Here is a 22543-nt window from a genome sequence, read left to right on the forward strand (position 1 = left end):
GGACCAACACAGCCATGAAACAACTCATCAAGCAATGCGTTATTAGTGCTGCCAATCAATTTGGTCCGCATCGCTTTGCAGGGTTTGGCCGCGATCCTCAGCTATGGGTCTTGATGTATCACCGGATTTTGCCCAAAGAAGATATTCGCTACCGCCTGGAAGAACCGGGAATGATAGTGACACCCGAAACCTTTGCTTTGCATTTACGCCAGTTGAAACAGCATTTCGATGTGATAGATCTGCGTGAATGGTTGGAATTGCGCGCAAAGGGTAAGCCACTGCCACGCCGCGCCTGTGCAATTACTTTTGACGATGGCTGGTACGATAACTATGAGTTTGCACTGCCCATAATCCAACAGGAACAAGTGCCTGTAACCCTGTTTGCCGTAGTAGAAAAAATAGGGACTGACTTTCAATTCTGGCCTAATTTGGTCAGCGCGCTATTGGCTAGTAATGCCACCAATGCGATGGCTGAACACCCGGTTTTTGCGCGCGCGTTGCAGCAGGTATCTTCGGTAACCGACACTAGCAACCGCGAATATATGGCTGCCGTTATTCGTGCACTCAAACAATCCAGCGATGCTGATATTTTTGCAGCGCTGGATGCTATTGGATGGCAACAACATCTCGCATTTACACTACCGCGTGGGCTGATGAACTGGGATGAACTGCGCGCTATGGCAAATTCCGGCTGGGTAAAAGTGGGGTCGCATACCTGCAACCATAAACGTCTTAATAACACATTGCCCGCTGCCGATATCATTCATGAAGTGGTTGACAGCAAAACCCTACTCGCGCAACAGCTGCCAGAAGCTATAGATATTTTTTGCTTTCCAAACGGCGACTACAACACCACTGCACTGGAATCTGTTCGCAGCACTTACATGGCCGCAGTGACTACCCAGCGCGGAATTGTAAATGCACGCACCACGCCTGCACACCAACTCTGCCGCATTGGCTTGCATGAAAATGTCAGCTATACCGCGCGCTTATTGGGTGCGCGCTTATCAGGGTGGACTTGATTCATGGGGGGCATTCTCTATCAAACACTCACATCACGACCCATCGCATCATTGATGAACGCGATTGTGGGGCACTATGCAACCATCTATATGATTCATCGCCCCCGCCCGCTTGATGGTGCTTATGATGGAGTAGGCCCCGAGTTATTGGAACAGTGCATTCTTTATGCGAAAGCTGCCGGATTTGAATTTGCCTCAATTGATGAGGTCATTGAAAACGCGCTGGCAAAACAAAAACCAAAACGTCCAACACTCTGCTTTACACTGGATGATGGTTATCAAGACCAGTTGGATCAATTAGTACCTATTTTATTAAGACATGATTGCAAGCCAACGCTATTTACTATTGTCGATATGGTAGAGGGGATTGATTGGCCTTGGGACTCCAGGATCAGTGATGCCATTTGGAATACACGGCAATCTCAGCTGAGTTTTCATTTTAACAATCAAACGTTTGCACTGGACTTTAGTGCGCCGGAAGCAAAACGCCTTAGCCGTAGGCAGCTAACGCGTTTTGGAAAAAGCCTACCTGCAAACTTACTGGTCGAATACGTCACTGCACTGTTAAATGCATTGGATGTTGATCCGCACAAACCCGCTCCACCCAACTACAAACCAAGCAGTTGGGACAGCTTGCGCAAGGCGGAAAAAGCGGGCTTACGCATTGGTTCTCACGCCTGTACCCACAGAGTATTTTCTGCTTTGTCAGACCCAGAAATTAAACACGAATTACAACGGGCACATGATTTGCTCGCGCGTGAACTGGAAAATCCCTCGCAGGTATTTTGTTATCCATCAGGAACGCTGAGTGACTTCTCCGAACAACATACCGAGTTAGTCAAAAACACACAGTTTTTTATTGGCGCAGTGACATCAATGCCGGGCAATATTAGCCAGCATCAAATCGCACAACATCCATTTTTAGTTAAACGGCACAGCTTTCCCGCAAATTTCGAAAAATTTGTTCGCTACTCTTCCTGGCTGGAATATATTCGCAGTCGCATTTAATTTTCGCTAGTGATGAAATAAACAATGGAACAACAACTCCACGAATTAAAACTGCTTAAAACCCAGAAAGGAATCATCTCGGGCAAATTCAAATATTTACAAAAAAACACACCCGAGCACACCCAACAATTGGCACTAATGAAAGAAATTTCACAAAAGATTGCCCAACTTGAAGCGGATATAAAAGCAGCTGAAACAGGTAATACGCAGCAAAAAACTCTGCATCCTGATTCGTCATCAACGCAAGTTTTTTCGCGGCTTGATAAAGAGCACAACTGGGGCAATGACATAAAAATTGCACTAGCAGATTTTGATTCGGTAAATGATTGGACAGAATTTGTGCGCAACAATAAATTTACACTGCCAAGCCATAACCCGGCGTGGGCACAGGTTGTCGAACAGACCTTTGGTCACACATCATTTATTCTCTGCGCTCGCTCAATTAGCGGCGACCTACTTGGCGGAATTCCATTTACAGTTTTTTCATCGCCATTATTCGGGAAATTTGGTGTTTCCATGCCTTATTTAAACTATGGCGGAGTGGTCAGCGAATACAATGATGTGTGTAGATCTCTAATGCAGTCGCTGGAGAGCGTACGCGAACAGCTCGGCCTGCAACATATTGAAATACGCAGCATTCACGAGGGACTTGGCGATAATCCATCAACTAAAAAGGCTTCTATGCTATTGCGTTTGCCTACAGATGATGAAACCTTGGATAAAAGACTTGGCAGTAAAGTACGCGCACAATATAAAAAAGCAGATGAATTTTCACCGCAAGTAAAAATCGGAAAACAGGAATTACTCGATGATTTTTATCAGGTATTTTCACAAAACATGCGCGATTTAGGAACACCGGTATACGCGAGAAAATGGTTTGCAAACATTCTCAGCCATCCTGATTTGGACGCAAATATCATTGTTGTATACGTAGGCAAAAAACCTGTCTCATGTGGTTTTTTAGTGAGCTATGGAACGCTTATGGAGATCCCTTGGGCTTCAACCTTAAAGTCGGCTAACAAATACAATACCAATATGTGGATGTACCGACAGATTTTATCGTTTGCTATTCAAAAAGGCTGTTCGTATTTTGATTTTGGTCGGTCAACACTGGATGCAGGCACCTACAAATTTAAAAAACAATGGGGAGCAGAGCCCTGTCAACATTATTGGTATTGCGTGTTGCCACCTAACACACCCAAACCTGAAATGAATCCCGACAATCCCAAGCTAAAAATATTTGTTGCCTTGTGGAAGTGGCTACCTTTATGGGTAGCCAATTTATTGGGGCCTCATATTATTAGAGGAATACCTTAATATCAGTTAATTAAGGTTTATGCTGGTTCTTGATTCGACTGAGCAGATCATTTGCCGCATACAATCCCTGAAGCCATCTGCTGCGCACAACCATCAAACTAACTAACGTAGTGCTGTGCGTAGCGAGCGATTTTTTATAATCGCTATGCTTGCCATGGCCTGCCATAAAATCATAATAATCAGCGGCAGAGGCAAATGCTTTCTCTAATTGAAAACCAAAATGCAGTGTTCCGAGCGAAATGCCATCCTGAAATTTTTCACGATAACCTGATTGGATATTGTAAATTCTTCCCCGATATGACAAGTCCAATACTGCAGATATTGCCTCGTCATTACAATAAATAATGGACAAGTCCGGTTTGCCGCCGACAAGTGCGATCTGCTTTAAAAAATATGTGATTTGTACCCGATTACGCCCTGAATAGCAGGGCCGGCCCCAACGCTGCTGATGAAACAGATTTAATACATCGATAAACGCATCTATATCTGGCCAGAGATTTTCTATTCGTATATCGCCCAGCAGAAAAAGTTTTTTCCGCTTATTAAATAACTTCAACCGGGTATTGCTGCCTAATCTTTTTAAGTAATCTGCAAACTCGTTATGTTTCAGTTGAACGGCATAACTTATTGATTGATCACGGACAATCGGCTTTATATTTTCTTTATATGCCACTCGGCAAAGCTCACGATATTCATCAGAATCCAAAATGAGATCAGGAATATAAAATTGATCCCATTGAAACCGCAAAGCAGATTGCAGGAGCAGTGCAGCATGCTTTTTATCCAGATTAAAATATTCGCTTCTTAGACTCGGACTAACAGGTGTTGATATACCAGCGGAAAAAAGCGTTATCAGTTTTATACACGCTAATTTTTTTAGCTCGTAAGTATAAAATCCATCACGACAATTCTCAGGATCGGTGTGTCTTTGCAATGCAGTAATATCGATACAATCTGACCAAGCATTTTGCCAAGCATCAACCCATTCATGACTGGCAAACATACCTGGGTAATTAGTCTCGGGGAAAAAATCAGGCATGCCAGTCATTTCGCTAGAATCAAAAAAGAAATCGCGAGACTACTCTTATAGGCTCGCGATTATGTTATTGCTATTGCCGACTTTTGGCTTCTTTTAGATGATCTACTATTTCTTTGTTGTCGGGTTCAAGCTGTGCTGCTTTAGATAGTATCTCAATGCCTTTTGCCAGCTCGCCTTTCTCTACCAAAATCCATCCATAGGTATCAGCAATGGGGGCGCTGTTAGGCGCCATATCATAGGCCTTTTTAGCGTATTCCAATGCGCGAGGATCTTTGCGCTCATAATACAGCCATGCAAGATTATTTAATGCAGCAGGCATATTAGGGTTTAGTGCAACTGATTTTTCATACCAGGTCAGGGCATCATCCATATTATTTTTGCCCTGAGCTGTAACAGCCATCATTAAAGAAGCCGCTTTACTCTCGGGAATTTTTTCAATCCAGGATGAAAGAAATTCCTCCGTCTTGGATTTGTCGCCCGCTTTTTGATAATAAGCAAAAATTTGCTCGGCGACAGATTCCATTGGTTTGGCAGACCAAGAATCAAGATAGAGTTGTATCCCTTCTTCTTTCTTATCTTCAGCAAAACGAATCAAACCCTGCAAAAATAAACGCTCACCTTCGTTCTCTGGAACTTTGATAAATTGATCAAGCAGTTTTTGCGCCTCAGGGATATTCTGAGCCGCAATTTCTGTTTCGATAAGATTACCTAAGAAGCTAGCATTTTCCGGTTGCAGCTTTACGGCTTTCATCAAGCGTTCACGAGCCTCAGGTAATTTATTTTGACTCCTAAATTGAACGCCTTGCACTCGATAAAGATTTGCAGTCAGCTGTTTTACATTCGCATTTTGATTACTGCGCTCCAATGCAAGCTCGGCATGCTTTATTGCCTTGCCTAGCTCTTGCGTTGAAGCATAAAGCTGCGCAAGTACAATTGAAGGCTCCCAACGCAAAGTCTTTTCTTCCAGTCCATTCAAAAAGGTTAGCGCGTCCGAGTCGCGATTAAGCTTACGCATCTGCGTTAACCAACGCGAGTAACCAACAACCATGCCAGGGTCTTCTTGTAATGCAAATTGCCAAGCAGTAATCGATTTTTGCGTTTGATCTTGTGCCTCATACAACTGAGCCAGACCTGCGTAAGCAAGATTTTTTTCCCTGCTATCTCTGACAGCTATCGCTTTTTCAAATTGTTGCTCGGCGGCTTTATAGTTCTTTTGTTGAAATTGGTACCAACCATCAAAAAAGTATCCGCGTGAACTATCGGGGCTTTTATCTTTGTATCGTTTAATTTCTTCTTCAAGTTTTTCTGCCTGCTCATTACTTAACAGGGCTTTGAAGTAAGACTGTTGAATATAAAAATCGTCCGGCTGTTCTTGATAGGCTTTTTGTAATTGCGCTACTGCCTGCTCCTGCTGCCCCAGGGCCATGTGACGATTTGCAAGCGCGATACGAATACGTTGCTGTCTTGGGTCAAGCGCAAGGCTTTTTTCCAATACGGTTACACCTTCTGAACTCTTTGGATCTTTATCAAGCAAAGCCAACCCATAGGTTGCAAGTACAATCGGATTATTAGGCTGACTATCCGCAGATTTTTTTAATAATGCAACGGCATCATCGATTTGGTTATTACGAAACTTAACCAGTGCAGCAGCTTGAAGCACCGAGGGAGTTACTGTTTCAGGATCAATAAATTCATCAAATAAATCTTCTGCTTTACGATTGGATCCTTGCTGATATTCAATTAACCCTAATAGGGTGCCTGTATTTTTATCATTAGGAAACTGCTCTCTCAGTTCCCGCAGGATGACTTCAGCTTCTGCATATTTACCTTGTTGATACAGCTCCATCGCATCATTAAATCGCTGCTGAGCAGCACTACCTTCAGGATTGGATTCAGCAAGAAGCTTTTGGTAAGTGTAAGCCTCGCTAGTGCGCCCCAACTGAATTAATACATCAGTCAACAAACTTATTATTTGACTTCTTTTGGTATTCATTATGTCTGTTTTCTTGAGCAGCCCCAGGGCTTGCGTAAGATTGCGCTCAGCTGCCTCAAGGTCTTTAAGATAAACACTGACATTTGCCATTGTGAAAAGCGCATCTACTCCCTGTGGATCAGCCTCCAAGACTTCCACTAATATTGTTTTTGCATTTTCAATTTCACCTTTTGAAATAAGGTAACTGGCAGTAATGAACTTTGCATCAGCATCTTTCCCGCCCAAAGCAACAAACTCCTTCAACGCAAGCTCATAGCCCTCTTTATTGCCAAGATAAATATTGGACATTGCACTTAACCAAGCTTGGCGCTGTTTATCTTCAGGGTGAGAAGCCTCTGCAGGATAAGAAGTGATGGTATTAATTGCAGTGAGATATTTTCTATTAAGAAAATGTGCGTTCGCCAACTCTGTTGACACCTCTGGCAGCTTATCAACTATTGGCAATAGCATTGATTGTGTCGCACTACTAGCGCCGATTTCGTTATAAATGCGCGCAAGACTGATATATCCCTCAGGTGAATCAGGCATCAATTGAATAGCATTTTTTGCCTCAATAATCGCAGCTCTATATTGTCCTTGCTCTTGATATACTTTTGCAGAGCTAACGTGCCGCTTTGAATCTTCAAGATTTTTTTCTTGTTTATCGCTACACGCAGCAAAAGATATACAGAGCGAGATAACTATTATTTTCGAAATACTGTTCATTGTCTTCACCTGTCTGTCGGTATTATTCCTATCCACACTCTTTTTTAAATTATCAACCCAATCTTAAAAGTTATATCCTAAGCCGATACTGTAAATATTTTCTGTGTAAGTTCCGTATGCATTTTCGCTTTCCTCTTTTGATTTTCTTTCTTCTTTTCTCGCGCCCAAACGCGCATTAAGCCCATTATCAAAGGAATACATATATTCCACCGAAACAGTATTAAGCTCATGATCACGGATAGCGGATTGACTGTCGAAGTCGACATCAGACTTAACAACGCTTAATGATAGATTTGAAGCAGAGGAAAATGTGTACGTGAAGCGTCCTCGGGCATAAACACTCACTGATGTTTCATCTTTTTCAAGATAGTCATCTTCAACACCCGAAAGCCCAATGGAGAATTGACAACGCGTACAGATAATTTGTGTTTGCCAGTTCAAACTTGCACTGGATCGATCTATTTTATTCACTGCCTGGGTTAAACCGTCACTACTTGGCACACCAGAAACGCCTTCCAGATTACCATTGCCAAGGGACGTGTCGGTTAACACTCGGCTTGCACTCAAATCGAACTGATTGAAACCGCCAAGGTAACTGATAGACAACAAATATGAAGGAGCTCCTTCTTTATCTCCTTCTTCTGGTTTGCTCTGGTTATATCCCAGCTCCAAACCGTATTTTAATTTGCGCAACTCAACACCATAAGCAAGCATTGCGCTTGAAAACGCATAATCTGCGGCAGGAAAATGTTCAAAACTGATTTTTTGCTGTCTGGCATTTAGACGCAAAAGACTAACTGCTGACAAAGGATGCAGCCAACCAAATGCGGCGCCATCTCGCTGAGAATCTTGCAACTCATTATCGGGAAAGCTTACCTGCATGAATTCGCCGGAGAGAAAAAGCCTATCTGCTGCAAAAACTCTGGCTCTTATTTCCGGCAGCACAGATATAACCTCTCGCTCCTGTTCATTTTGGGCAAGAGCAACTGCATCGGGTGTTATCAACAAAATTCTACGGGAATGATTAAGCTCCAATGCTAATGGATCTTCTTCCTTGCCAAAAATAACACTGGAATTACCTTCCGCATAACGGTCATCAGGTTGCGATTGCTCAGCATATTGCCGCGAAACCCATTCATATTTTGCCTCTGCATCAACCAGCCAATTAGCGTAGTCAGCGGAAATTCCCACCTTATAAAAATCCTGACGCTCTTCTATGGGGTTTTCCCGGGTTTTTAACGTGTTATCTGAAAACAGGCTTGTCGCTGAGAGCGAACCTTTGATGTCATTCGCTTGTGCAGTAGCACAACATAAAGAAAGGATTGCCAGTGGATAGCTGCTTTTAATGTGTATTTTTTTGCTACGCATGACCCGCCTCACTCATCAATGATTGAAAACAAGACCAGCAAATTTTTCTTTGCCCACCGCATCTACTGCTGACAAGACTTCATCGGCAACCACTTTCCCAAACGGCACAACCAATAAGGCATGATCGCAATACTTCGCCAAAATCCTTGCTTCAGTTGATTGCTGGATTGAAGGAGCATCAAGCACAATGAATCTATCGGGATAGCGCGATTTTATTTCTGCAACCAAAACTTCCATTCGTTTTGAGTTAAAGAATTCAGCTGCTGATTCACTTGCTCCGCCAGAAGGGATCACACGCAAACGCTCAACACCACTAGGGTAAATAATATTTTTCAAAGGAACTGTGTAATCTGTTAAATAGCTCGACAACCCTGCAGTTATATCGCACGTGACGTACTTATCGACATCAGAATTATAAGGATTGCAATCAACGAATAAAGCGGTCTTATGTTGATCCAGTGCGAATGTAGCAGCCAGATTAAAGCTAAAATAACTAGAGGGCACCCCCATCGCAACAGATGAAACCAACACCACCATGTTATCCGAATGATGCCGACTCAATAACTTAATACGTACTTCACGAAATGCATTCAGAACATCTCGCTGGCGCATACCAGTAAACACGATCTTTTTTTCATAGAGCTCATCCTGAGTCCATAATTGTGGCATTTCCATATTTTTAATTTTTTCGCGTTTGCGATGTTCCATTACTGCACTTTTTACCAAGTGGTCGCTTGCCTCAACAAGCGCATCAACATCATCCATCAGTTGAGTTAAATTTTTTTCTTTTCGCGTGTCCATTGTTCCATCCTGACAATCAATAGGTTCAACCTTTGGCGACTAGCCAATAGATGACAATTGCTAGATAACAAATCATTCCAACTGCCGCCACCGAGAATATCAATAGAACATCCTTTTTAAGCAGCCGCTCACCAATGGGTGATTTGTAGTGAGGTACGACACCTATTACTTCTAGGTCAGGTGGTAATTGTTTTTGTAAGGCTCTTGCTGAACGCACATGAGGGTCAACGAGTATAAACAGAATTAGTAAACCCAACGGTAGCAACAACCCAATAAAGGGGCCCACTAATGCAAAATGAATAAAATGTAACCCTGATGGCTTTAATGGAAAGGCCGCAGGCTCCTGAATTCGATAAGACACCCCCTGCCCTTCAATATCGAGCGTCATCGAAATACGAGCAGTTTCTTTACGCTGCAACATCTCTTCATAAACTTTTTTCGTAACATCATAATCACGAGTCAGATCCGAGAGCGTCGCCTGATTGGCAGCAATACGTTGCTGCCTGGCATATTCATCTTCTTGCAGCGAAAGTAATGACTGCATTCTTCTTTTTTGAGACCGTAAACTTACATCAGCATCAGCAAGCTGTTTACGCAACTCTTCATAAAGAGGATTTTGTACCTTGTCGGTACTGCCATAAACCTCTCCGCCCGATTGCTGTATTTTGTCAATCGCACTATCCAACTCGCTGATCTGGGCACGCATCGAAACCACATCTGGATAGTTTTCCTGATAACTCAGCAGCATCTGCTCCAATTGCGAGCTCAACGTTTGTCGGCGCTGCTTTAATTCATCTATCTGACCTTTGGTCTGCAAATACTGCCCTTCAGTATTCAATTGTTGCTCAATTGTGGCTATTCGCGATTGGGTTTCTTCTATAGTGATTTTTAAGCCTTCAATCTCTTGGCGCAACGATGCTATGCGCGCACTCACCGCATCTTCACTACCATCTGTGTTTTTGGATTTAAATTCTTTTAATTTTTCTTCTGCTGATTCAAGTTGCTTTTTGTAAGTTTGAACTTGTGCGTCGATAAAGTTATACGCACCCACGCTTTCGTCGCGCTTGCGCTTTGCAGTATCCTCAATAAATACGTTTACAACCGCATTCAATATTTCAAAAGAACGATCAGGATTTGTTGTTGTATAGCTAAGTTGAACATAATTTTCATTACGCTCACGAGCAACTACCACTCCAGCTCGCAACTGGGCAACGATTGCATCTTGCTGCTCTTCGGTTGCATTATTTTGCAATAGGCCAGCCTGCCTAGCAGTTTCCAGCATTATTCGGCGTGTATAAATCACTTCGCTGGCCTGCGCAGACCGATCAATTTTGGTTATTTCTGCGCGCCCTTTAAGCAAGGGCTCAATAATATTAGTAACATCCGCAAACAACACTACTTTAGTAGTGTAGTTCTTGGGCCATATGAGGCCGAGGAATAGAAATAGATAGGCCGCACCTAAAAATAACAGCGCACACCAAAACCGAAAGCGAATTAGTTCTGCGCGCAGTGCAGCCAATAAATCTCTTAGATATGCTTTATCCATGAACTATCTCAATTGGTGTTTCGGGAATTTAGCCTGCTTTGTTAAAAATTTCTTTCTGGCACAGTAACTATATCTGAAGGCTGCAATGCATAATTTGTTGCGACATCGCCTTCATTGATCAAGTCATCAAGCTTGATTGGATATACCTTTAATTCACCACCCACTTTGCGATAAAGCTTCGCTTTGTTTGCTGAAGCGAATTGATTCGTACCACCTGCTAATAACACCAAATCGAGGACAGTCATACCCTCCCGATAAGGAATAGATTGCGGATTGGCAACAGCACCGGTAATTCTGACCCGACGCTGAAAATCAGAACTACTAGGATTTGCAACAATTACTGTGACCTGTGGACTTCTGATGAATGTTGTAAGACTTTCTGTAATATTTTTTGACAATTGTTCTGTCGTTAAATCGGCAGCCAAAACGTCACCAATCAACGGCATGGAAATTTTCCCATCAGGTCTAACCGGCACACTGAGAGATAATTCAGGATTGCGCCACACGTTAATAGACAATGCATCGCCAACACCTATTTTGTATTCTGCTAACACCGCTGCATCTGCAGCAGCAGGTAATTGCACCGCTCTATTGCTGCTGCAGCCGACAAGAACGGAGAACAACAAAAACACTGAAATCACAAAATATTTGTTTCTCATTTAGAACATCCCTCATTAATTGTGACAGCTAACTGATACATGTATCCGGTTATAAAAGCTACACGCCCTAGTGAACGCCCTTGCCTAACAAAATAATTTCTACTGTTTGAATCATGATGAGCATATCCATAAAAAAACTATGATTCTTGGTGTAATAGAGATCATATTGCAGTTTATTTTTTGCATCCTCTACTGAAGCGCCATAGGGATATTTCAATTGGGCCCAACCCATTAGCCCAGGCTTTACTTTGTGGCGCATTTCATAAAAAGGAATTTGTTTTGCAAGCTCAGTAACAAACTCAGGCCTTTCGGGGCGAGGACCGATAAAACTCATGTGACCGGCAAACACATTGTAAAGTTGAGGCAGCTCGTCCAAGCGCGTATTCCTGATAAATGCACCAACGCGTGTCACACGCGAGTCATTTTTCTTTGCCCATACCGCACCATTTTTTTCTGCGTCTTGCCTCATGCTGCGAAACTTATAAATGCGGAATGTACGTCCATTTAGACCGACACGTATTTGGTGATATAAGACTGCGCCCGGGCTCTCCAGTTTCACCGCTAATGCAGTAAGCAACATGAACGGCCAAAGCAACACTAAAAATACTGAAGCCAAAGCCAAATCGAATAATCTTTTTGCCAACATGCGCCGCTTTGAGTATTTAAAACCGTCGGAAAATAACATCCAACCTGGCTGCAATAGTGATATATCGATTTTACCCAACTCGCGCTCACAGAAACTCAAGGCATCACTGGATGGAATGCCTGCAAGCTTACAATCTAAAAATTGGCTTAATGGAAATGCGTCGCCATTTGTGCGGCGGCGCTCATCGGGGGAAATCACAATTTCGGAAATCTGGAACTGCTTGGCAAATAACAGCCAGTCAGATGGTTCATTGATGACCAAAGCAGCATCAACTTTAACAGGCTCGTCTGCACTTGGGATACAGCCTACAATTTTTACACCCAGTACATTTACATCAGGCGCCAAATCGATGAGCAACTTATTGGCTTTTGTGCCCGCACCGTAAATCACAACCCGCCGCTTCAACTGGTCGACATCAACAATTTTGACAAAAACCCAACGGGATACACACACCATTATGGTGGATAACAAGATGCTCCAGAAAATCAGAGACTGATTGATAAAGGAGCCATCAAATAACAAATTAATCAGATACAGAGAAAGGCTGCCCAGCAGGAAAAAGCTCACCATTGTTCGCAAGACCATACTGGAAAAACCTTCGCGAACCAATGCAGTGTATACCCCCATAGATAGCGTACAGCAGCTCAACACCAAAGAGAGTGTGATAATTGGCAACCATGAGAAAGAAGATGCAACAGGAAATTCGCCGGTATTAGCATAGAAACCAAAATATTGGATTCCCCAAGCAACGCCGGCAACGATAAGCGCATCCACCACGCCAAGGCAGAGATACGGGATATGGATATAGTGTTTATTCAGACGAATATAGGACAAACCCGATTCCTTCAAGTTAATATGACAGAAATGTTTACAGCGGCGGATTATATCAAGATTTATGACAATATTTCGATTTATTCCCGCAGGAACTTTCCCCGCTACGTCAACATAGCTAATTCGCATTTCAACTGCCCACTATCATTTAAAATTGAAGCGAATATGCTATTTTAGTGACCCAATTGTGGATCCCGTCCCGCTAAGGAATAATCATGTTTGCAAGCAATCCCAAGCTCTGTGTTATAGGCTTAGGCTACGTTGGCCTGCCTCTCGCCGTTGAATTCGGCAAAAAAATTGCCACCATCGGTTTTGACATCAATCAGGTAAGAGTTGATGAGCTGAGGAAAGGAACCGATCACACCCTGGAACTAACCACCGAAGAGCTTCAGGCAGCAGATCAACTGGAATTTACCACCACAGAAGCCGACATCGCAGGTGCCGATGTTTACATTGTTACCGTACCCACCCCTATCAACAACAGCTATCAGCCTGACCTTACTCCACTCGAAAAAGCGTCCGCCCTGCTCGGCAGAGTAATCAAGAAAAACGCTATTGTTGTTTTTGAATCGACAGTTTACCCGGGCTGCACAGAAGAAATTTGCATCCCGATTATCGAACAAACATCCGGTTTTGTGTTCAATCAAGATTTCTTCGCCGGGTACAGCCCTGAGCGCATCAATCCCGGCGACAAGCAAAGACGCATCCACAACATTGTCAAAATTACTTCCGGCTCAACACCTGAAACGGCGGATTATGTGGATTCGCTCTACCGCAAAGTAGTCACAGTTGGAACCCACAAGGCTAGTAGCATCAAAGTTGCTGAAGCCGCCAAAGTGATCGAAAACACCCAACGCGATCTCAATATCGCATTGGTGAATGAGCTTGCGTTGATTTTTAATCGTCTTGGAATAGACACTTTGGAAGTGCTTGAAGCAGCAGGCACCAAATGGAATTTTTTGCCGTTCCGCCCCGGCCTGGTTGGCGGTCACTGCATTAGTGTTGATCCTTATTATCTGACACACAAAGCACAACAGGTAGGCTACTATCCTGAAGTCATACTTTCAGGCCGCCGCATCAACAACCGAATGGGCGCTTTTGTGGCAGACTCCGTCGTCAAGATGATGACCAAACGCAAAGCCCATGTTGTAGATTCCAACGTATTGATTATGGGCCTGACATTCAAAGAAAACTGCCCCGATCTGCGCAACACCGGTGTGATCGATATTATTGAAGAGATGCGCACTTATAACACCAACGTACAGATTTATGATCCCTGGGCTGATGCCGCTGAAGCGAAGCACGAATATGGACTGGATCTTATCGATAAACCCGTACCCGGCAGCTATCAGGCAATCATCATCTGTGTAGCCCATGATGTGTTTCGCGAGATGGGCGCAGAAGGCATTCGCGCCTTGGGGGCCCCGAACCACGTTTTGTTCGATGTAAAACACATCCTTCCTAAACATGCTGTAGACGCGCGACTGTAATATGAAAATTCTGGTTACCGGTACAGCAGGATTTATTGGTGCCGCGCTTGCCCAACAATTATTGGCGCGCGGCGATGAGGTTATCGGTGTAGATAACCTCAACGATTATTATGATGTGCGGCTAAAACAGTCCCGCCTGGAACTACTGGCATCGCAGCCTGGCTTTATGGATTTGCGTATCTCACTGGAAGACAAGTTTGCAATTGATCAATTATTCAAAACGCATCAACCGCAACGGGTAGTCAACTTGGCAGCGCAAGCAGGTGTGCGCTATTCACTGAGCAACCCGCAAGCGTACATCGACTCCAATATCACCGGATTTTTGAATATTCTGGAAGCTTGCCGGCATTTCGGCACAGAACATCTTGTGTATGCCTCTAGCAGCTCCGTTTACGGTGCCAACACCCAAATGCCGTTTGCGGAAAGCCACAGTGTCAATCATCCAGTTAGCCTTTATGCTGCAACAAAAAAATCCAATGAATTGATGGCGCATACCTACAGCCATCTGTTCAAGGTGCCAACCACTGGCTTACGCTTTTTCACCGTGTATGGTCCATGGGGCCGCCCTGATATGGCTCCAATTTTGTTTGCAAACAAGATTGCACGCGGCGAGCCTATTGAGGTGTTTAATTACGGCAAACATCGTCGCGATTTTACTTATATCGATGACATTGTAGCCGGCATTATTCATACACTTGATAACCCACCCCAGCCAAATCACAACTGGGATAGCGCAAACCCCGACCCAGCCAGTTCCGCCGCCCCCTATCGGATCTACAATATCGGTTCAAATAACCCCGTTGAACTGCTGAAATTTATTGAACTCATGGAGCAAGGGCTGGGGAAAACAGCGATCAAAAATTTATTGCCCATGCAACCAGGCGATGTGCCTGATACCTATGCCAATGTCGATCTACTAATCCAATCCGTAGGTTACAAACCTCAAACCAGTATCGAGGATGGTGTCGCACGCTTTATCGAATGGTATCGTCACTATTACAAAATCACCTGACGCTTATCCTCCAAGCCTTATAGGTCGCCTATTTATTATGCAAACCCAGCAAAAGAACAGCATCACGCACGCCATGACCGTCGATGTGGAAGATTATTATCACGTCGCCGCTTTTGCTAACGTCATCAAGCCGGATGAGTGGCAAAACTGGCCGTCACGTGTTGAGGCCAATACCCATCGCCTGCTGCAATTGTTTGACGATGCCAATATCAAAATTACCTTTTTTATTTTGGGCTGGGTTGCCGAACACTATCCTGAGTTGGTGAAAACAATTCACGCGCAGGGTCACGAGATTGCTTCTCACGGCTACAGTCATCAGCTGATCTATAAACAAAGCCCGGATGTGTTCCGCGCAGAGACCGCGAAATCAAAACAGATACTGGAAGATCTGGCGCAGACGCCTATCACAGGGTACCGCGCCGCCAGCTATTCAATCACCCGCAAATCACTTTGGGCGCTGGATATTCTGGCCGATTTGGGGTTTACATGGGATTCAAGCATCTTCCCGACAAGACATGACAATTACGGCATTCCGGGCAGCCCCGAAGAACCTTACCGCATCGTCACCACCAGTGGCGCTACCCTGATGGAATTTCCACTGACAACCGCCAAGGTTTTAGGCCAGGCCGTTCCTGCTGCCGGTGGAGGCTATTTCCGTCAATATCCCTATTTGCTTTCCAAATGGTTATTTGAGCGAGCAAGCCTTAACCAAACAAAGCCGCAGATTTTTTATTTGCATCCTTGGGAAATTGACCCGGACCAACCGCGAGTACCCAATGCCAGCTGGTTCAGCAACTTCCGTCACTACACCAACCTAAAACGCTGCTTGCCACGACTGGAACGTATGCTGGGTGATTTTCAATTTGGCACTATGAGCGAAAGTATCGGTTCTGCACAGATTCATAAACAACTGGGCATTAACGATCTGGCAATCGATTTAAATCACAAGCAGTAAACTGGACGCAATCTATTAAGGGCAGTAAAATCGCCGCCCTTGGTGAACATCTATCACCACACACGCACCTGTAGCTCAGTTGGATAGAGTAGCGGTTTCCGAAGCCGTTGGTCGCTGGTTCGAATCCAGTCAGGTGCGCCACTCTTTTTACTCGTCCCCTATTTCAGATTTTTAAGCTCCACCAAGTTGCCTTGATCATCAAATTTCCACTCCTGATCGTAGGTGTAATTTTCCTTATCTGCTTCTGCAATAAAATGTACCAGATCAATACTCGTACCGAGATTAGCCTGAAAATCTTTTGGGGGGATGAAATAATAAATTGCATTTTCTCCACCTTTGAAAGAGCGAATAGACTGGGGAAATGCAAATGGATGAAATGGCGAAGTTATACCACTCACCAACACACGAATCGGCTCTGGTCTATCGATGAGTTGCGCAGTTGCGCGATTAAATCCCGCTAACATATTTGTTTGCACTTGTTCCATCGCCAACACCCAGGTATTACGTGCTCCCTCATACCGATGAATGCTTGACAGCGGACTCAATAACACCAAGACAATAACCGCAGTTAATGCTCGTTTAAAATCGATTTTGTCCTGCACCATTTTTGCCACAAAAAATAACAACAAAAAGCTCACATAAAGACCATTGAATGAATAACCCTCATAGTGATGATTGGGCAATAATGCATTCGGTAGCCAAGACAAACACGCAAATGCCAAACACAAAAAGGCACTTAAAGTTATCCAACGATCCTTATAGGCTTTGTGGACTTGAAAAATAATGAGCGCAAAAACAAACAGCAAAATAGGCGTAAAACCTTCGTAGGTATAACGCGCCAACTCCCTAATGATACTTAAAGGACTCAGATCCATGTGATAGCTAGAACCAGCTTGTGCATCAGGATTTACAAAAACAGATTTGGAGCGCAGGTTAATTAAAATTGAAATGATCCCTGCAATAAAAATAGCCAAGCCGGGAACTACTGCTTTTTTCCAATCGCTGCGTATGTAAAAAACAAACCAACAAAATGCGACAAAACCGAATGCAAGGATGTAGGTCTCTTTGACCAGAAACGCACAGCAGCTCAACACAAAGATAATAACCGCCCCTAGATACACATGGCGCTCTGATAAAAGCAAAAAACAATACATACCTGACAAGAGCAGAAAATAAGAAACCTGCGAGCCTATATCCTGAGAATAAAATGTATAAAAATACGGCTGCGTAAATAACAGGAAGCAATAGAGCGCAAAAAAGAGTAAAAATCTACGATCAAAATCCAGCCTGAGTAACCGCCTGGCAAGCAATGCAGTCAATGCACAATTTAAAAACACTACCGCCACCACCCAAGCCACACTGCCTAGATGTCCAAAATATCCAGTAAATTTATATACCCACATAAATAACGGGCGAGGCCAATTGAGCAAGTCGGCAAAACTGTAACCATCTTCCGTTGCATAGGCAAATGATGCCGGAATATAAAAATCCGAATGATGAAAGGCCAAGGGGCTGTAGTGCCCCGGAAAAATAAAATACAACGCGAAAAAATGCATGGTCCAAGCAATCATCACCAAAGCCAATATATTAATCACACCTTTCCCGCTAAAAAGAAAAGAGTGTTTTTGATGATAGTTCACGTCATAAGTCCCTTAAGAAGCCACTGATTCATGAGAAAGTAGAATTTTTTTAACTGCATACATAGCTGGTTTTTCTACCCAAAACCAGGACACGAAACCAAACCCAAGCGCAATAAATGCAGAGACCACCTGATTAAACACAACGCCTTGCTGCGGAAATATATGTGCAACTGATTGCTGGATAACAAACCCGTAAATGTATACACCATAGGATGCATCACCGGGCAGCTTCAGTTTTTCCACCATCATTGGTAACGCACTTAGATAAAGACATGCATAAAAGAAACTAATGTAAAACAACAATATTTTTAAAGGTGAAGACCAGAGTAAAACGCTAAGCAGTATCAGTGCCAGTAAAGTATGGCCGTTAATCTCGATAGTATCTTTATGAGTAGCAAATAACGCCCCTAATGCAAAACAACCAGCTAGTAAGGTTGCCTCTTGATGATTCGCAAATGCCGGAGGCAAAAAGTGGGGTAAAAAAAATGACGCGATTACAATGGACAATAAAAACACACTGGCAAACATTCGGTAGCGCCATATGCCTAATGTATAGAAAGCCACTAAAAATAAATAACAAACCATTTCTAATGGCAATGTCCAAAGCGAACCATTAACAGTTGTGTTTTTCCCTGAGGAAAATACACCAGGCAAGTTCCATTCAAGTTGATACAACAAAGTGTTATGCAGCAGGTAATTCCAAGTTGCTGACTGAGCAAAATACTCAATGACACTTAGCTGTGTAAATAAAGGGCCTACAATGAAAACTGTAATGCTCAAACAGACCAATAAACCAGGAAATATTCGCGCTATTCGCTTAATTAAAAACTCAACGGGTTGAGGTCGCGCCATAATACTCATGGTAACCAGCAAACCACTCAGCATGAAAAAAAACTTCACAGCTAAAGAACCCGAATAATCAAAGCCCAACAGCCGGGCAACCACATCAGTGCTCACAGCATTGGGAATAAATGCTGGGGCATGCCCATAAATAACCAACAATGCAGCGACCAGTCTGAACAGGTCAAGATTGTTTTTTTTAGGATTTAATAATTGTTGTAGTTGCATAAAGGTCCGCTCTATTGCTGTTGTCCTGTTGAAAATGTACAGCTAACGTTTGCTTCATTGCATCCAATGAAAAATGCTGACTCACATACGCGTTACCCGCTGAAGATAATTTGATCCACTGCTCATCGCTATTCATCACTGAAAGAACATAATCAGCAAATAGTGTTGTATCGTTAGTAACAGGGATAATACTGTCTATGCCAAGTAATCCCTGAGCGCCAACCTCCGTTGTAATTAATGGCACTCCGTATGCCATAGCTTCTACGACTTTGTTTTTTACCCCTGCGCCAAAACGCAAAGGGACAACAGCAACGCGTGCAGATGCATAGTGTTCAGCAAGTTGTTCGTCAGTCACATAGCCAGTTACATGAATAGATGCCGATTGCAATTTCAACACCTGATCTGTAGGGCGCGAACCAATTAAATATAAAGTTGCATCAGGGCAGGATTGTTTTATTTTTGGGAAAATATCTTGTACAAACCATACCGCCGCATCGGTATTGGGCGGATGGCCAAAACCCGCAACAAAAATAATCTTATTGCCTTGTACAACAGAGCGTGCTGCGTAACGATCCAAATCGGTATAGAGATAGGGGCACACTGCTGCTGCGTTCACCCTGGGTGCTATTTGTTTAACGGTATCAGCTTCTTCTTGGGATGGATAAAGAACGACATCCATGGACTTCCACACAGATGTTTCGAGTGCGTAAAAATGGTCTATTTCTTTTTTCAATGCCGCAGATTGATTGATGTCATATTCGCGCTGCAAGCGTTCAAAATGTAAATCATGTCCGTAGAAAATGCTGCGAATATTGGGAAAGGATTGCAAATCGGACAAATAGTTTGCAGCAACATGGGGACGGTTAATCAGCACATGCGTTACTGCCCCCTCCGTTGACATTAACCATTGTTTAAAGCCGCCACTATATTCAGCGCCATAAATAACTTCTATTCCTAACTGTTGCAACGCGGGTGTGTAATCCGGGTCGTACCATAAATTGTCTGGCCAGAATTTTATATTCACACCCATTGCTTGCAGGCCAGCAATTATGGCCATTGTCGAGCGCGAACCCGCATCCCTATCTGGTTGCGGAACATAATGGTCTATCACCACAACACAAGGCTTAGCCCAACTACGGTCTTTAGCAGTGAACACACTTTCTGCATTATTAAAATGCCCAGCCAAAACAGATTGCCATTTTTCAAAGAATTTTTTCTGGTTAGCGACTTGATACGCTTTTATACCTGAACCTGTATCCGTTCCATTAGAAACACCTTCATAGTGCACAATCACTGACGCCGGCTGATAATAGAGTTTTTTCCCCGCTGCACGCACCTTAAATGCCAAATCAGTATCTTCGTAATAAGCAGGAACATAACGCTCATCGAATAAACCGAGCGCAATAAAAAAATCTTTTTCAATTAACAGGGATGCACCAGAACAATAATCTGCTTCTTTCAAATAATTAAATTCGGGTTGTTGTGGATTTTGCAGCCGACCAAAATTCCAGGCAGATCCGTCTTTCCATAAAATACCGCCAGCCTCTTGCAAACGACCATCAGGGTATACCAACTTGGAGCCCACCATGCCACAGTCGGCATGGGAATGAAAAACATCCAACATCGAATCCAACCAATTTTCTGTCACTTCAGTATCGTTATTCAGTAAATAAATATATTTACCTTTAGCAAAAGATACTGCTCGATTACAGGATCGCAAAAACCCTAAATTCTCCGGGTGAACCTCATAGCGCAAACCTTGCACTTGCTGTAAACAATGGATTTCATGATCGGGCGAATGGTCTTCAACAACGATTACTTCAATTGATGCCTTAGGTATATGGCGTGCAATCGACATAAGACATGTCAAGGTCACGGGCAAATTGCCGTAACTTGGAATAATGACTGATACCAAAGGCTGTTCAGCACGCGGCATTACCAATGCATTAAGTACGGTATTAATTTCTTCGCGAGCAACCACACCCTGGATAGCCAGTTGCGGGGCATCAGGCCGGCCGCTACGGCGCCACATTTCATAGTGCACCACACCTTCAAACATTGGTCCGGCAATGCGGTAAACAACACTTGCAAGCGCATTTTTTATACGTGGACTAAGCGGTAAACGTTTGTGCACAGCGCGCGCAAAACGTTGCAACCCCGGCCTCATCGATGCCATTAACAATTGGGTTTCTCCGCGAAATATTCGCCCCATTACACGCAACGGTAAAGTCAGCTTCCAGGATTTGGAATTTATGATTTGCTGGTGGCGTAGCTCTGCATCTGCGAGATACTGCTGCAAGCGTTGATTCGATTCCCGCTCGATATCGTATTCGCGATTGCGCTGCGCCAAATCATCTTGTACGTCCAATAATTCTGCCAATACAGAACCGAGATTTTCTTGCACATCCTTATGCTGTTGAGTCATTTCCTTAAGCGATTGCTCAAGTGTTTTACCCCAATAGGTGCGATCCTCAAGATCTTTTTCTAACGATTTTGCCCACTGGGTTCTTTCTTCTACTAATTGTTTTAAACCGGAGATATTTTCGCTGGTGTATACATACTCTATCGCTGCTTTTTCTATTTGATCCAACAGTAAAAATTCTTCATCTAATTTTTTCTTATGAAGAATGTATTGAGATGAAAACTCTGCAATTGCAGCACTATTATCTTGCCGGGTTAGTTCTTTTGCCAATGGATAAGCCAAGATGACTTCTGCAGTGCATTGCGGGTCATTTTGTAGATCGTTTTCAGTAAAGGTAGTATGCCGCAAGTTTTCATCCAAAAACTCACGGGCAAACTGGATCACCATTTCTGGCTGAGTCTCAAGCCCCAACCCATGAGCAAGGACTTCCAGTTTATCTGCGGGCGCCTCCATTAGCTGGTCATAATCAATTGCCACTAATGGAATATTGACCAATTCTGTCACTATTGTCAGGTTGTAACTTAACCACAACAAATAGCCTTTTTTGATTGGCGTTTTATTACGCTTTAAAATTGAATTAGCTACGCTTAATGGGTGACGTAAGCAGAGCACATAGTGAGTTTCACAATCAAACTGGGCAAATACTTTTTTCCAGAATTTCAGTAATTTCGATACGCGAGGATCTTTAAAGCCAAAATACTCATGCCCTGTCATTTTAGTCCGCAGTAATTCCACTGCTTTTTCCAAATAGCCAGCAGCAACCAAGTGCTCCACTTGCGCATCTGTTACCAAGGATAAACTAAACCAGTCCTGGCCAATCACATCCAGCATTTCAATGTTTAGATCATTGATCGCTTTATCTTCAAAAAAACCTTTTGGATTGTCTTTACCCGCAGGCAAAAGATCATCACCTAAATTAACTCCCATGCAGGCTAACGCATTAGCGACCGTGCTAGTGCCGCTACGATGCATGCCCAATACAACAATCAGTTTTTTGGTTTTAATCACAACCGGTCTCTTC

At 43.4% G+C, this 22543-nt stretch carries 16 protein-coding genes and 1 tRNA gene; 7 read left to right on the plus strand and 10 right to left on the minus strand.

Annotated features, from left to right (window positions below; all coding sequences use genetic code 11):
* Nucleotides 1–14 precede the first annotated feature (14 nt).
* From B2739_RS05675 to B2739_RS05685, 3 genes are all read left to right on the plus strand, one after another.
* Nucleotides 15–1022: a polysaccharide deacetylase family protein gene (locus B2739_RS05675; protein ID WP_331344896.1), complete on the plus strand. Its 1008-nt coding sequence runs from the start codon at nt 15–17 to the stop codon at nt 1020–1022.
* Nucleotides 1023–1025: 3 nt separating this feature from the next.
* A complete protein-coding gene (locus tag B2739_RS05680) occupies nt 1026–2030 on the plus strand; it encodes a polysaccharide deacetylase family protein (protein WP_331344897.1) in 1005 nt (334 codons plus the stop codon).
* A 138-nt stretch (nt 2031–2168) separates the two neighbouring features.
* Nucleotides 2169–3347 carry a FemAB family XrtA/PEP-CTERM system-associated protein gene (locus tag B2739_RS05685; RefSeq protein ID WP_331344898.1) on the plus strand — a complete coding sequence of 393 codons (1179 nt, stop codon included), beginning with the start codon at nt 2169–2171 and terminating at the stop codon, nt 3345–3347.
* Between the two features lie 10 nt (nt 3348–3357).
* On the opposite strand, the gene B2739_RS05690 is transcribed toward B2739_RS05685, so the two are convergent.
* The 7 genes from B2739_RS05690 to B2739_RS05720 all read right to left on the minus strand — a co-directional run bounded on the left by B2739_RS05690 (nt 3358) and on the right by B2739_RS05720 (nt 12938).
* Complete coding sequence (locus B2739_RS05690) at nt 3358–4386, minus strand: GNAT family N-acetyltransferase (protein WP_331344899.1); 1029 nt, start codon at nt 4384–4386, stop codon at nt 3358–3360.
* A gap of 70 nt (nt 4387–4456) precedes the next feature.
* On the minus strand, nt 4457–7084 hold the full coding sequence (locus B2739_RS05695) for a tetratricopeptide repeat protein (protein ID WP_331344900.1): 2628 nt from the start codon (nt 7082–7084) through the stop codon (nt 4457–4459).
* A gap of 63 nt (nt 7085–7147) precedes the next feature.
* Complete coding sequence (locus B2739_RS05700) at nt 7148–8452, minus strand: hypothetical protein (protein WP_331344901.1); 1305 nt, start codon at nt 8450–8452, stop codon at nt 7148–7150.
* A gap of 15 nt (nt 8453–8467) precedes the next feature.
* Nucleotides 8468–9253, minus strand: coding sequence for a CpsD/CapB family tyrosine-protein kinase (locus B2739_RS05705; RefSeq protein ID WP_331344902.1), 786 nt, complete (start codon nt 9251–9253; stop codon nt 8468–8470).
* A 25-nt stretch (nt 9254–9278) separates the two neighbouring features.
* Nucleotides 9279–10799: an XrtA system polysaccharide chain length determinant gene (locus tag B2739_RS05710; protein ID WP_331344903.1), complete on the minus strand. Its 1521-nt coding sequence runs from the start codon at nt 10797–10799 to the stop codon at nt 9279–9281.
* 41 nt (nt 10800–10840) lie between these two features.
* Nucleotides 10841–11458, minus strand: coding sequence for an XrtA/PEP-CTERM system exopolysaccharide export protein (locus tag B2739_RS05715; RefSeq protein ID WP_331344904.1), 618 nt, complete (start codon nt 11456–11458; stop codon nt 10841–10843).
* A gap of 67 nt (nt 11459–11525) precedes the next feature.
* On the minus strand, nt 11526–12938 hold the full coding sequence (locus B2739_RS05720) for a TIGR03013 family XrtA/PEP-CTERM system glycosyltransferase (RefSeq protein ID WP_331344905.1): 1413 nt from the start codon (nt 12936–12938) through the stop codon (nt 11526–11528).
* Between the two features lie 212 nt (nt 12939–13150).
* Between B2739_RS05720 and tviB the strand changes: the two genes are divergently transcribed.
* The 4 genes from tviB (at nt 13151) to B2739_RS05740 (ending at nt 16533) form a co-directional block, all read left to right on the plus strand.
* Complete coding sequence (tviB, locus tag B2739_RS05725; RefSeq protein WP_331344906.1) at nt 13151–14425, plus strand: Vi polysaccharide biosynthesis UDP-N-acetylglucosamine C-6 dehydrogenase TviB; 1275 nt, start codon at nt 13151–13153, stop codon at nt 14423–14425.
* A gap of 1 nt (nt 14426) precedes the next feature.
* The gene (locus tag B2739_RS05730) at nt 14427–15437 is read left to right on the plus strand and encodes an NAD-dependent epimerase (protein WP_331344907.1); all 1011 of its coding nucleotides are present in this window, start codon (nt 14427–14429) and stop codon (nt 15435–15437) included.
* Between the two features lie 37 nt (nt 15438–15474).
* Complete coding sequence (locus B2739_RS05735) at nt 15475–16392, plus strand: XrtA system polysaccharide deacetylase (protein WP_331344908.1); 918 nt, start codon at nt 15475–15477, stop codon at nt 16390–16392.
* 64 nt (nt 16393–16456) lie between these two features.
* A tRNA-Arg gene (locus B2739_RS05740) sits at nt 16457–16533 on the plus strand.
* A gap of 17 nt (nt 16534–16550) precedes the next feature.
* Here the strand turns inward: B2739_RS05740 and B2739_RS05745 are convergent.
* The 3 genes from B2739_RS05745 to B2739_RS05755 form a co-directional block, all read right to left on the minus strand.
* The gene (locus B2739_RS05745; protein WP_331344909.1) at nt 16551–17366 is read right to left on the minus strand and encodes a hypothetical protein; all 816 of its coding nucleotides are present in this window, start codon (nt 17364–17366) and stop codon (nt 16551–16553) included.
* A gap of 678 nt (nt 17367–18044) precedes the next feature.
* The gene (locus tag B2739_RS05750) at nt 18045–19100 is read right to left on the minus strand and encodes an acyltransferase (protein WP_331344910.1); all 1056 of its coding nucleotides are present in this window, start codon (nt 19098–19100) and stop codon (nt 18045–18047) included.
* On the minus strand, nt 19072–22530 hold the full coding sequence (locus tag B2739_RS05755) for a glycosyltransferase (RefSeq protein ID WP_331344911.1): 3459 nt from the start codon (nt 22528–22530) through the stop codon (nt 19072–19074). The genes B2739_RS05750 and B2739_RS05755 overlap by 29 nt, the downstream gene beginning before the upstream one ends.
* Between the last annotated feature and the right edge of the window lie 13 nt (nt 22531–22543).

It is taken from the genome of Cellvibrio sp. UBA7661, assembly GCA_002483365.1.
In the GTDB taxonomy this organism is placed as follows: Bacteria; Pseudomonadota; Gammaproteobacteria; order Pseudomonadales; family Cellvibrionaceae; genus Cellvibrio.